The following is a 12325-nucleotide window of genomic DNA, read 5'->3' as shown; positions in this document are numbered from 1 at the left end:
CCTGTATATGCGGGCGCTAACCGGCGCGCCGCGGAAGGTCTCCCTCACGCCAGCCCTGGTCGAGGCCGATGGCGCCTCGCTGGCCCAGCGCCTCGATTTCCGTCTCGGCATAGCCAAGGCCGCGCATCACCTCGGCCGTATGCTCGCCCAGGCGCGGTGGCGGCAGGCCGATCGCGGCCGGCGTTTCACTTAACTTCACCGGCAGCCCCGCCATGCGCATGGGCCCAAGCCCTGGCAGGTCGATCTCCGCGATCATCTGCCGGGCCGCCACCTGCTCCTCCGCCACCACCTTGTCGATGCGATTGATGGGGCAGCAGGGCACCTCATTGGCCTTGAGACGCGCCTCCCACTCCGCAACGCTCCGCCGCGCGATGACTTCGCCGATCAGCGCGATGAGTTCGAGGCGATTGGCGACCCGGCGCCCGGCATCGGCGAAGCGCGAATCCTCCACCCAGTCCGGCCGCTCCAAAGCGGTGCAGAGGCCGCGCCACATGCGCTCGTTGAAGGCCGAGATGACGATCCAGTTGTCCGAGGCTCGGTATGCGCGATAGGTCGGGCTGGTCAGGGCACCGCTGCCGCTCGGGCCAGGCACTTCGCCGGAGGCGAAGTAGCGCGTGATGAAATGCGCGAGCATCGCGATCTGGCCCTCCAGCAACGAGGTGTCCACGCGCTGCCCTCGGCCCGTCCGGTGCCGTGCCTCGATCGCCATCATCACACCGATGGTGGCCAGCATCCCGGCACCAACATCGGCCACCGAGATGCCCATCTTCACCGGACCGCCGCCTTCCTCGCCGGTGATGCTCATCCCGCCAGCATAGGCCTGCATGAAGAGGTCGTTCGCCGGCTCCTCGGCCCGTGGGCCGGTGGCACCAAAACCGCTGACGGAGCAATAGATGAGGCGCGGATTGGCTGCGCTCAGGCTTTCCCAATCCAGGCCGAGCCGCGCCAGCGCGCCGATGCGGTAATTATCCACCAGTACATCAGCCCGCTCAATCAGCCGGCGTGCCACCGCGACACCTTCGGCCGTCTTGAGGTCGAGTGCGACGCTACGCTTGTTGCGATTAGCCGAGCTGAAATAGTAGCCCATGGCGCCGCCGAAATGCGGTGGCCAGGCCCGGCTGTCATCGCCGATGCCGGTGCGCTCGATCTTGACGACCTCAGCTCCGAAATCCCCGAGCGTCATCGCGCAGAACGGCCCGGCCATGGCGACACCGACCTCGACGACACGCAGCCCGGTGAGCGGCCCCGTCATGCACGCACCTGGTCTGGGACCGAATGGCCCCGGCAGCGATGGCACACATCATCCTCCGACGTTTCCCGGCGGCTGCCCTTGCGGCAGCTCTTAATTTGCACTGCGAGTAGATTACTTATTTTCTAAGGCTAGGCGCAGCGCGGAGGGTTTGTAAATACCGAACAGGCGATCCTGTTTGGCCGAGGATGGCCCGGCACCGGAGCAGGCTGCGCTGATCCTCTTCCCGGCAGTTCGATGCTCCGTCGTGCCTGCATCGAAGAACCCGACCAATGCGGCTGGAAGGCTGGGGCCGGCAGGACAGGCATGGCGTCCTCTGCGCAAGGATGCCGTCAACGCGCTGTACAGTTCAGAAGCCGCGCAGCATTCAGCAGACTGACCAAGCGGCGAGCCTCTCACCCCATCTGCTTCGAAGTACGAAGGAAAAGGGGCCTGAACGTCTCCTCGACCCTAACCCGGAGAGATATCCTCCAGGGCAGATAGCCGCCCGGGGCCAGCGAGGAATCGGCACCGAAGGCGACGTATCAAACGAAGGAGCCGCACCCTCACATGGTCTCGAACGCCCCCCGCCTTCACCGTCGTGCGGCAATCGGTCTTCTCTCCGCTACCGCTCTGTATGGCGGGCCGTCCCTTGCCCAATCCCCCGTCACCCTGGTCCTCGCGACGGCAACACCTGGCGGCGGCTTTCCCGCCTATGGCAGCGCCCTCGCCACCGCTGTCGCCGATGTCGATGCGACGATCAAGTTCTCGCCGCGCAACACAGGAGGCAGCGCGGAGAATGCACGCCTTCTCGCGGACAGAAAGGTGGATATTGCCTTGGTGGCTGGCGACACGGCGACGAATGCGCTGGCCGCCGGCAGCGGCATCTCCGTCATCGCAGCCATGTACGCGACACCCGGCCTTTTCGCCGCGCGGGGGGATTCAAACACCACCTCCGTCCGGGACCTGGTCGGCAAGCCGATCGCCTGGGGCGCGGGCAGTTCCGGCTTCGTCGTGCTCGCGCGTCAGATCATGGGCAGCCTGGGGCTAAATATCGAACGCGACTTCCAGCCTGTCTTCCTCGACCATGTGGGGGATGGACCCGGCATGGTCGAAAGTGGCCGCGTGGCGGCCCTCTGGGGCGGCGGCGCTGGCTGGCCCGCCTTTACCGCCATCGCCTCGGGGCCGGCCGGCGCGAAGTTCATCGCACCTGGTGCTGCAGAGCGCCGCGCCGCCATGGCTGCGCTTCCCTCGATCCGTGAAATGGTCCTGCCGGCAGGGAGCTATCCCGGCCAGGTGCACCCGGTGACCTCCGTCGGCACCTGGAGCTACATTCTTGCCCGCCCGGACTTTCCGGAGGAGGTCGCGCACCGCCTCGCAGCGGCGATCGACAGGGCACGCGCCGGCATCGCCTCACGCCTGCCGCAAGGCCGCGAAACCACCCCGGAGAACACGCTGGCCTCGGTTTCCGACATGCGGATGATCCATCCAGGCGTCCTCCGCTATCTCCAGGAGCGAGGGATCGCTCGCTAGCGCCGGTCACGGTGAGGCGGTCAGGTGCCTTCGGGCGAATGCCTCGGCCAGATGCACGATGGTCCTGATGCCTGCGCCTCTACCGAGCCGTCCCAATACGGCAGGTGACCACCGGCTCTGGCGCGAACCGGTCCGGGGTTCCCGTAGACGGTTTGCGCTCCGGTCTCGCCAAACCGGGGCGCAAAGGAGGATCACTGCTTAGCCTCCGCCGAAACACGGCGTCACCCCCGCCAAAAATGGAGGTGCCCATCGGCGACGAACTTGCGGTATCGCTGGGCCATGGCTGCCTCGGCCCCGAGGCAAACCTTCCCCGAGGCAGGCCGACGGCTTCCCGACATACAGGAAGACGAGCCGCTCCGAGATCCTTGTACCGGTGGCTGCCTGCCCCGATGCCAGGATGCTCCCGGCCCTCAGCCCCGAAGGATCTTAGGGCTGATGGCGTGATCCCGGATCTGGGCAGGATTTGTGACCAGCCGCCCCGCGACGCCAGCTCAATTGAGCCCGGCGGACTCGGCCGCTCCAGAGCGGCTTCGTGCCGCCAGACGGCGCCGCCCCTCGGCGATCGCCTCAGGACAGTACGGTGCTCGTAATGTCCTCCTTCGTCTCGGCGTCGATGACCCGGAAAGAAATCTCCTGGGCGTCCCAGGAACGCAGGGTGTGAACGGACACATAACGCCGCTCCGCCATGTTATAAAACCGATCAGCGGCATATCGGCGTATGACGATAGGGGCGCTTTTACTCTGACCTGGTGTCACTGCAGGCTCCGTTCTTGCTGGGCCAGATCATAAACGCCAAAGATCATGTCCTGATCATGCACCAACTGCGCCAGTCTGACGTCCAATATGGGGCACTTTCGTGTCCAGGCGGGAACACACATCCCTAGAGCCCTGCCCCTCGGCGCAGGCCGGCCGCCACTGACCTCGCCTGACCGCCTCTCCAGGCGCCGCGCGCATTCTGGCCGACGATGCATGCGCCCCAGGGCTGGGCCGGGTTTCGCCACACCCAGGTAGCGTAAAGGCCGTTCAACTACCCCCAGAGCCTCGGCGCCCGTCCGCCATCCGGAACCCACCGGCGACACCAGCCGAGGAGCGAATGAGATTAGCGGTCCTCGCGCGCATCAGCCCCTGACGAAGCGGCGCTTCCGCCTGTGCCGCACCTCACGTACCGCAGCATCGAAACCCGCGGCTATGGTCGCGCGCAGCTTCATTTTCATCACAGGATCCGCATCCATCGGAGCGGATTGCAGAACCTTAAACAGGGCGTTGCGCAGTCGGGCAAAGGCTCGTGCCCGCTTCGCACTGGATTCAGGCCGGCTGGCAAGACGCTCCAGACCAGCCCGGAATACGTCTTTTACCAGACCGAGGTTCATGGAACGGTCGGTCCTCATTGTCATTCCCCCAATGGAAGTTGGTGCCCCACACTTTCATGAAACGGCCATGCCGCTCAGGAAAAGCGGCCTCCCATTCGCCTTCAGAAACCAAGGCGCCACGCAAATGGAGGACCGCCCGTCACCAGATCGAGAATGAATCCATGCGGTTCCGGGCAGAAACGCACCATTTGGTGACCCAAAGAATAACGTTCGACGGCGCCAATCGTCTTATCCAGCGAGGGCTGAAAGTTACAGGACCGGCCCGCCTCCCCGCGTCAGCCGGGTGGAGAGTGAAAACCGGATTTTCCGGGCCGAATGCCGGGTCCAGCTCAGTCATCCTCGGGCCTCGTTCTGCTGCTATTTCGCCTCGTCCGGGTTCCCGGTGGTGCTGCACAGGCGCGATCCGACGGTTCGGGCCCACCAGTCCGATCTTTCCACGCCGGGCCTGTTTCAACATCTGGCAAATTCAATAACCGCCAACCACGATAATCAGAAGATCGAGCGCATCACTCTGCCCTTGCCGAAATTCGAGCAGCGAAGGCAAAGAGGCCGACTCACCTATTGTCGCCTGGGCGGTCACGCCCGGATTGAATGGTATTCGAGAGATCAACTGGGTTTCCCGGCAGCTATTTCGCCGACCCAGGTTTCCGTTCCTGGCTACTGCCGTGGTCCGAAAGGGCGCAATCGATCGCCCGTCGCGCTGCCCGCTTCAGCAAAAGCAGCAAAGCGATGCGTCACAACCCAAGTATAATTACCTTGGGATGACCATGGCTGGAAGCAGTTCCTTTCCCAATAGGACTGCCTCTCCGAGGCGGAACATGACGGCACCCGAGGCCAGCACTCCTGGCCGTCCCTCGAAGTGCCCTTAACGTACTGGACGCGCCCTCAGCGCCAGTTCCGCTGCGCCCAGCCCTCGAAACGGGAGGCCAGGAAGAAGGACAGCACCGAGATCACGGTGGCAATCGCACTGGCCCCCAAGGCGCGCTCCATGTCGAAGTCACTTCGCGCCTCGGCGAAGAGATAGCCCAGGCCGCTGGTTCCCATCAGGAACTCGGCCACCATCGCCGCCAGGATGCTGTTCGCCGCTGCCAGCCGCAGGGCAACCGCCCAGTCCGGCATCGCTGCCGGCAAGGCGAGCAACCGGAGGCGCTTGCCCGTGGAGGCGCCCAGCACCCGAAACAGGTCGTCACTGCCCCGCGGCAGGGCACGCAGCCCCGCCCCAGTGAAGACGAAGGCCGGGAAGAAGCAGATGATCACGACGATCGCCAGCACCGTACGCATGTCGTAACCGAAAATGCGCGCCAGCACCGGGATCAGTGCCACCACGGGCACAGAGGCGAAGATGATCCCCAGCGGCGTCAGCAGCCCCGCCAGGAAGCGGGAGAACCAGGTGAGGATGGCCAGCCCCGTTCCCAGCGCCACGCCCAGCACCAGCCCCAGCGCGGCCAGCGCCACGGTCTGCGCGGTACTGGCCAGATAGAGGCTGGGCGCCGCCGCCAGGCTGCGCAGCATGCCCATGGGACCGGGCAGCACGATGCTGTTCACCCCGCTGAACGCCACCCAGATCTGCCAGAACAGCAAGATCGCGAGAATGCCCCAGGAGGCGCGCAGGGCCCGCAACACGGCGCTCATTGCAGCCGCCCCATCACGCCGCGCTGCAGGGCACCGAGCAGCCCGAACAGGGAGAGCGACACGAGCACGGCCAGCAGAACCGCACTCCAGAGCAGGGGAATCTGAAAATTCTGCATCGCGTTGATCACCAGCACCCCCAGGCCGCGCGGGGCGCCGAACCATTCACCGATGATCACGCCGATCAGGGCGCCCGGAGCCGCCAGCCGCATGCCGCTGACCACCGTGGGCAGCGCCATTGGCAGGTCCAGTCGCCGGAACCGCGTCCAGCGGCTTCCGCCCAGCACCTGCACGAGGTCCCGCAGCGCCGGCGGGGTGGCGCCGAGGCCGGAGGCTGTGGAGACATAGAGGATGAAGAAGGTGCTCAGCGCGGCGAGGGTTGCCGGCGTGCCCTCCCGCCCGACCAGCAGGATCAGCAGCGGTGCCAGTGCCACGGACGGAATGGCGTGGATGAAGGCATTGGTGCGGTCGATCCCCGGCCGCAGCGGGGGCGCCAGATGCGCCAGCGCCGCGGCGGCGACGCCGCTGACCCAACCAATCGCATAGCCCGTCGCGAGGGAGGAGAGCGTCGCGCCCAGCGCGCGTAGGAAGAGGGGCCGCCGGTTCTCATCCATCAGCATCGCCAGCACGGCGCTGAGCGGCGGCCAGCTCAGCCCGAGCCAGCGCCCCTGCCCGACGACCTCCCAGGCGATCAGGAAGGCAATGATGCCCAGCGCGCCCAAAAGAAAGGTCTTGCGCGCCTCGCTCATAGGGCTTCAGCCGGGGCGGCAAGCGCGTCCGTCAGGTCGTCCGACATCTGGTGGAACAACTCGGAGCGCATGACGGAGGGATCGCGCGGCCGCTCAAAGGGCACGTTCACCACCCGCACCACCCGCCCCGGGCGGCCGCTCAGCACGATGATGCGGTCGGAGAGAAACAGAGCCTCCCCGACGTCATGCGTCACCAGCAGGGTGGTGGTGCGCTGCTCCGACCAGATGCGCTGCAACTCGATATTCATTTGCCGGCGCGTCACAGCGTCCAGCGCGCCAAAGGGCTCGTCCAGCAGCAGCACGTCCGGCTTCAACACCAGGGCGCGGGCAATGGCCACGCGCTGGCGCATCCCGCCCGACAGCTGCCGCGGCCGAGCCTTCTCGAAGCCAGACAGCCCGACCAGCCGGATCAGGTCGGCGACCCGCGCCTCATCCACCTTCAGCCCAGCCACCTTGAAGGGCAGCGCGATGTTGGATGCCACGTCCAGCCAGGGCAGCAGCGCATGGTCCTGGAAGGCAACGCCCAGCCGGTGCTGGCGGGACAGCTCGGCCGGTGCCCTGCCCTCCACCTGCACGCTGCCGGCGCTGGGCTCCTCCAGCGCCGCGACGAGGCGCAGGATGGTGCTCTTGCCGCAGCCGCTGGGGCCGAGCAGCGTGACGAACTCCCCCTCGGCGAGCGAGAGGGAGATGTCGTTCAACGCCGTGAACTCGCGCCCGTCATCCAGCCGGAAGCGCTTCGTGACGCCCTGAACGGCGATCGCGGGCTGCGGGGTCATCAGGCTGTCACGGCCGCGTCGAAGCGCGCCATGATCTCGGGGCGACGCCTCTTCAGCCTGGCGCGGATCTCCTCCAGATCCATGGTCAGCAGGCGGCGGCCCTGCACGACCAGCTTCCCATCCACGATCACGTCCTGCACATCTCGGCCGACAATGCAGGATGATGCCAGGAAGAGCGGATCGGTCGCGCCCATCTGGTCAGGGTCGGTGGTCTGAACCAGCAGCATATCGGCGCGCTTGCCGACCTCCAGGCTGCCCAGTTCATCGCCCATGCCAAGGGAGCGCGCGCCGCCACGGGTCGCGATCTTCAGAAGCTCCTCCGCGCTCATCGGCACGCGCTGATGATAGGGGTGGCCGATCTGCGCGGACTGGCCGACGCGCGCGGCATGGGCCACCTGGAAAATATCCATCGTGGCCGCCCCGGCTGCGCCATCCGTGCCCAACCCGATCGGTACGCCGCGCCGCCACATCTCCTGAAGCCGCGGCACGCCGATCCCGTAATTGCCCCAGGCACAATGGCAGGCCGTCAGCTTGTGCTCGACATAAAGGTCCACCTCTTCCGCCGAGAGAGTGACGGAGTGGGCGCAGTGCAGATGCGGCCCGAGCACGCCGAGGCTGTCGAGATATTCAGTCGGGCGCCGGCCGAAATTCTCCAGCGCGTAGTCCACCTCATAAGTGCCCTCGCCCAGATGGGTGTGGATGCGCACCCCTTCCTGCTTCGCGGCGTCGGAGAGGGAGCGGATCAGGTCCGGCGTGCAGACGATGATCTGCCGCATGGACATCCAGGCCTGCACGCGCCGGTCCTTGCCCTTCCAGCGGCGTACCAGCGCGACATTGCGGTCATAGGCCTGCTCCGTCGTCATCAGCATGGAGCCGGGCACAGTACGGCCCGCGAAGGCCGTGTTCTGGTCTACCGTGGAAAGGGAAACAAAGCCGCGGATGCCGATCTCCTCGGCCGCCCGCGCCATCTCGTCCGGATGTGGCCCGCCCGCTTCCGCGAAGCAGGTCGTGCCGCAGAGGAGCATGTTGGCGTAGGTGACAAGGCCGCTGAGATGGACGTCCTCCGGCTCCAGCAGCCCCTCGAATGGAATGTAGTAGTTCTTCCAGGGCGGGTTCCGCAGCGGGCCCTTGCGGCTCATCTCCGGCAGCTTGCCACGCAGCAGTTGCTGGGCGGTATGTACATGCCCATCGATCATGCCAGGCATGGCGATGCGGTCGCGCCCGTCCAGGACAGTGTTCGCCTTGATTCCATCCGCCGCGCTGTTGGCGCCGATCCAGGCGAAGCGGCCGCCGGCAATGGCGACGGCGCCGTCATGCAGCACCGTGCCGGCATCATCCATGGTGACGACGTCGCAGCCGCGGATCAGGATATCCACGGGGCCGTTGGGCATATCCATTGTCACAGCCCCTGATGCGCTTCGGTGACCAGCGAGAAGTCGGCGATGCGGTCCACTTCCGGCAGATTGGTCCGGCCGGCAGCGCGGGCCGCGTCATACATCGCGCCGGCCATCAGGTCGCGGTCCAGCGCAAGCAGCGGCTTGCCGGGCTCGTCGTAATGGGTCAGCGGGATCTGCAGCACGTTCTGCCGGTTCTGCTGCTTCAGATCGAGACCGAAATCGACACCATAGCGCTGCACCGCCAGCTTCGGCGCCAGAGTGGGGTCACGCTCATTTTCCTGCATGCCCTGGATCAGGCCGCGCAGGAAGCCGACCACCACCGGGCGGCTCTTCTCCACATAGGCGCGTGGCGCCGTCAGCACGGCACCATAGGTGCGGAAGCCCAGATCGTCGAAGCTGGTGAAGAAGAAGTCCTTGCCCTGCACCATCCCCATATTCTCGAGGGTGATAACCTGGTTCGTGCTGAAGGCGGTATAACCGTCACCCTGCCCGCTCAGCAGCGGCTCCGGCGAGAAGCCGGCGGGCACCTGAGTCCACTGCACCGGCAGCTTGGCCACGGCCAGGGTGGCGTCGATCGCCGTCTTCTCCGGGGCGCCCTGGGCAAGGATGCGCGCGCCGACCAGATCCTGCGGCTTACGGATGGGCTTGCGGGCCAGGGAGATGATCCCGAGCGGGCTCTTCGGGAACACCGCCGCGACCATGACAAAATCATTCCCCCGGGCGACTGCGTCCAGGAAGGGGAACCAGCTCGTATAGCCCAGATCGGCCCGGCCGGCGGCCAGCACCACGGGGGCGGCGGGGGCATTGGGGCCGCCCGGATACCATTCCAGATCTACGCCGTGCTTGCGGAACAGGCCCTTATCCAGCGCCACCCATTCACCGGCATACTGGACATTCGGGATCCAGCCGAGCTGCAGCCGGGTTTTCGTGACGCCCTGGGCTGAAGCGCCCCGGAGCATGGCGGGCGCGGCCAAGCCGGCCAGAGCGAGGCCGGAGAGAAGGCGACGACGATGGAAGTGGAGCATGTGAAAACCCGGCCTCAAAGAACGGCGTGACCTATCTGCTCTGAAACCGGCTGTTTCAAGAGGGTTCCAGGCGCCGCAGTCGCAATTCCGTGATACGTGGCCGTGAGAACCGCCTTCAGCCCTTGCCTTCCTTGAGGATCCAGATCCCGCTCTCCCGTTCCGCAATTGTATACCGAACCTGCTCCGGATGCTCCGGGCCACGCTGGCACGACAGAGTAGAGATCGTGGCGTCGTTATGATGATCAGCCTGTCGACAGAAGGGCTGGGTCTCACGGTGAAGAGCGGATCCCGGCCCGTTTGTTCCGAACCCAGCATTAACGCCGCCGGGAATGCCCCTTCCGTATAGTCGCAGCTTGCGCCGGCGCCGAAATTCCGAGCACGCCAGCCGGCTGCACCGAGACCATTTCGGTCCCCGTCCGACCCATACCCAACCGCGCCGCCATGCCCGGGCTGACATCCAGGATCCGCCGCCCCCGATGGGGGCCGCGGTCCCGAACATGCCCGACCACCGTCTTCCCATTGCGGAGATTCGTCACATGGACGCGCGTGCCCAGCGGCAGCGTCTTGCTCGCCACTGTGTCGGAGCGGGGATCGAAGCGGCTACCATCCGCCATGCGCCGCCCCGCCAGCCGGGAGGCATAAATGGAAGCGCGACCCCGCTGCGCCGTGGCGGCACGGTGATGGCGCGCCGTGCCGCCACGCCCTCTGCGCAGGACACGCGCCTGTTGGCGCGGGGAACGCACATGGTGAGGCGACGGCCGCGCCTGATGGCGCGAGGGCCGCGCCTGATGCTGCCTGCGGCTCTCCGCCTGCGCCGCTCCATTTCCGCCGGCGCGGGCCATGGCGGCCGCCCCATCCAGGCACCCGAAACCCAGCGCCACGCAAAACAGAGCGGCCGTCCATAGCCTCATGCGTCAGGGATCCCCTGCTGTGCGGTTCGGTCAACCGGACCGGCGTGGCGGCGAGGTGGGGATGCTGCCCCGGCTGTGCCAGGACCGTGCAGGCTGGTTCTTCCCTGTCCCCGCGACGGGGCCCTAATGAGCGACCAGTGCGTCGGGCGAAGGAATGCCGGCCCGCGGCTCGACCTCGGCCGCACGGGCGGCCCAATCCGCCTCCGTCCAGCCGCCGCCCAGCGCCTTGTAGAGGGCGATGACGTCGCTGGTGAGAGAAATCGTCGCCCGAACCTCCTGCTGGCGCGCCTGAACCAGCACGCGCTGCGCGTCCAGCACCTCGATAAAGCTGGACAGACCGTGGTCGTAGCGGTCCCGCGCCAGCATCAGCGCGGTCTGTGCCGAGGCAACGGTCTGCCGCAGCAGATCCCGCTGTGCACGGTCGGCGCGATAATTGACGAGCCCGTCCTCCACCTCCGCCAGTGCCTCCAGCACGGCCTGCCGGTAAGCGAGCGCGGCCTCGGCCTGCTGCGCCTTGGCCAGCTTCAGGTTCGCTGTCAGCCGCCCGCCCTGGAAGATCGGCAGCGAAATGGTCGGGCCGAGGGAGTAGAAATGGCTGGACCAGTTGCTCAGGAAGCTGATCTCGGTCGCGCGCGTGCCCAGGCTGCCCGTGAGGGAAACGGAAGGATAGAACTGCGCCACGGCCACGCCGATGCCGGCCGTGGTGACATGCAGAGCGGCCTCCGCCCGGCGGATGTCCGGCCGGCGCCGGGCAAGGTCGGAAGGTAGGCCGACCGGTACCACCGGCGGCGTCGGCGGGATGGGGCGGCCGGCCTGCAGCTCCGCATCGAGCGTGCCGGGCGGGCGGCCCATCAGCACGGCCAGCCGGTTCATCGCCTGCTGCACCTGCGCCGTGTAGGGCTGAAGCTGCGCCTCGTAGCTGGAGAGCTGGGCGCGCTGGTTCTCCACATCGATCTGCGGGGTCAGACCCTGGCGCTGGCGGCGCTCGGTTAGTCGCAGAATGTCGCGCGCCGCCTCAATATTATCCTGCTGCGCCCGGGCCAGCGCCTGCGCGCCGCGCAGATGGACATAGGTCTGCACCACCTCCGCCAGCAGGCTCACCAGGGCGTCGTTGGCGCTTTCCGTCGCCACCTGGGTCTGGGCACCAGCCTGTTCCTCCTGGCGCCGGACACGGCCGAACAGATCCAGCTCCCAGCCCGCGTCGAAGCCGGCCTGGAACAGGTTCACTGGCTGGGTTGCGGCGGTCAGTCCCCCGCCGATCGCGTCGGCCAGACGGTTGGAGAGGCCGGGCTGCGCCTCTTCGATCTGCGGATTGCCGTGCAGCCGCTCGGCCGCGCTAAAGGCATCACGGGATTCCAGGATACCACGAAGGCCGAGTTGCTGCCGCGTGTAGCTGGTCGAGGCGTTGACAGAGGGCAGGCCGAGGCTGCGCGCTGATGTCTCGCCCTGGCGCGCCTGCACGATGCGCAACACCGCCTGCTGCAGCGTCAGACTGCCGCTGAGCGTGCGCCCTACCAAGCTGTCCAGCAGCGGATCGTGGAAGCCAGACCACCAGAGCGGGTCCGGCTGTGCCTGCATCATGAAAGGTCCCGATCGGGCCGCGTCGTTATAAGCGGCCGGGGTAGCGGCTTCCGGTGGCCGGAAGTCGGGACCGACCGTGCAGGCGGCCAGGGCTGTGGTGAGCAGCAGGGAAGCCAGACGCCGCAT

At 66.8% G+C, this 12325-nt stretch carries 12 protein-coding genes; 2 read left to right on the top strand and 10 right to left on the bottom strand.

The genetic code is table 11. The features are described from left to right. Positions 1–16 precede the first annotated feature (16 nt). Positions 17–1252 (bottom strand): CaiB/BaiF CoA transferase family protein, encoded by a 1236-nt coding sequence (locus tag ACO1BU_RS05485; protein ID WP_424134906.1) that lies wholly within the window; start codon positions 1250–1252, stop codon positions 17–19. A 546-nt stretch (positions 1253–1798) separates the two neighbouring features. Between ACO1BU_RS05485 and ACO1BU_RS05480 the strand changes: the two genes are divergently transcribed. Beyond that, positions 1799–2761, top strand: a complete 963-nt coding sequence (locus ACO1BU_RS05480; RefSeq protein WP_424134905.1) for a TAXI family TRAP transporter solute-binding subunit — start codon at positions 1799–1801, stop codon at positions 2759–2761. Positions 2762–3328: 567 nt separating this feature from the next. Here the strand turns inward: ACO1BU_RS05480 and ACO1BU_RS05475 are convergent. The 8 genes from ACO1BU_RS05475 to ACO1BU_RS05440 form a co-directional block, all read right to left on the bottom strand. Next, positions 3329–3517 carry a polyhydroxyalkanoate synthesis regulator DNA-binding domain-containing protein gene (locus ACO1BU_RS05475; protein WP_424134904.1) on the bottom strand — a complete coding sequence of 63 codons (189 nt, stop codon included), beginning with the start codon at positions 3515–3517 and terminating at the stop codon, positions 3329–3331. A gap of 362 nt (positions 3518–3879) precedes the next feature. Further along, entirely contained in the window at positions 3880–4131 is a 252-nt protein-coding gene (locus ACO1BU_RS05470; RefSeq protein WP_424134903.1) for a hypothetical protein, read from the bottom strand. A gap of 885 nt (positions 4132–5016) precedes the next feature. Beyond that, entirely contained in the window at positions 5017–5763 is a 747-nt protein-coding gene (locus tag ACO1BU_RS05465; protein WP_424134902.1) for an ABC transporter permease, read from the bottom strand. Next, positions 5760–6509: an ABC transporter permease gene (locus tag ACO1BU_RS05460; RefSeq protein ID WP_424134901.1), complete on the bottom strand. Its 750-nt coding sequence runs from the start codon at positions 6507–6509 to the stop codon at positions 5760–5762. The genes ACO1BU_RS05465 and ACO1BU_RS05460 overlap by 4 nt, the downstream gene beginning before the upstream one ends. Then, on the bottom strand, positions 6506–7285 hold the full coding sequence (locus ACO1BU_RS05455; protein ID WP_424134900.1) for an ABC transporter ATP-binding protein: 780 nt from the start codon (positions 7283–7285) through the stop codon (positions 6506–6508). Before ACO1BU_RS05455 ends, ACO1BU_RS05460 begins: the two co-directional genes overlap by 4 nt. Next, positions 7285–8682, bottom strand: a complete 1398-nt coding sequence (locus ACO1BU_RS05450) for an amidohydrolase family protein (protein WP_424134899.1) — start codon at positions 8680–8682, stop codon at positions 7285–7287. The genes ACO1BU_RS05455 and ACO1BU_RS05450 overlap by 1 nt, the downstream gene beginning before the upstream one ends. Before the next feature lie 2 nt (positions 8683–8684). Next, positions 8685–9707, bottom strand: coding sequence for an ABC transporter substrate-binding protein (locus ACO1BU_RS05445; protein WP_424134898.1), 1023 nt, complete (start codon positions 9705–9707; stop codon positions 8685–8687). 314 nt (positions 9708–10021) lie between these two features. Beyond that, a complete protein-coding gene (locus ACO1BU_RS05440) occupies positions 10022–10321 on the bottom strand; it encodes a septal ring lytic transglycosylase RlpA family protein (protein WP_424134927.1) in 300 nt (99 codons plus the stop codon). Here ACO1BU_RS05440 and ACO1BU_RS05435 point away from each other — a divergent pair. Next, complete coding sequence (locus ACO1BU_RS05435) at positions 10244–10612, top strand: hypothetical protein (protein WP_424134930.1); 369 nt, start codon at positions 10244–10246, stop codon at positions 10610–10612. The genes ACO1BU_RS05440 and ACO1BU_RS05435 overlap by 78 nt on opposite strands. A gap of 129 nt (positions 10613–10741) precedes the next feature. Here the strand turns inward: ACO1BU_RS05435 and ACO1BU_RS05430 are convergent, their stop codons facing one another. Further along, on the bottom strand, positions 10742–12325 hold the full coding sequence (locus ACO1BU_RS05430) for an efflux transporter outer membrane subunit (RefSeq protein ID WP_424134897.1): 1584 nt from the start codon (positions 12323–12325) through the stop codon (positions 10742–10744).

The sequence above is a fragment of the Roseomonas chloroacetimidivorans genome (assembly GCF_049629625.1).
GTDB lineage: Bacteria > Pseudomonadota > Alphaproteobacteria > Acetobacterales > Acetobacteraceae > Roseomonas > Roseomonas chloroacetimidivorans.
Note: the sequence above shows the minus strand (reverse complement) of the source record. Positions and strands in the feature narration are given on the sequence as shown.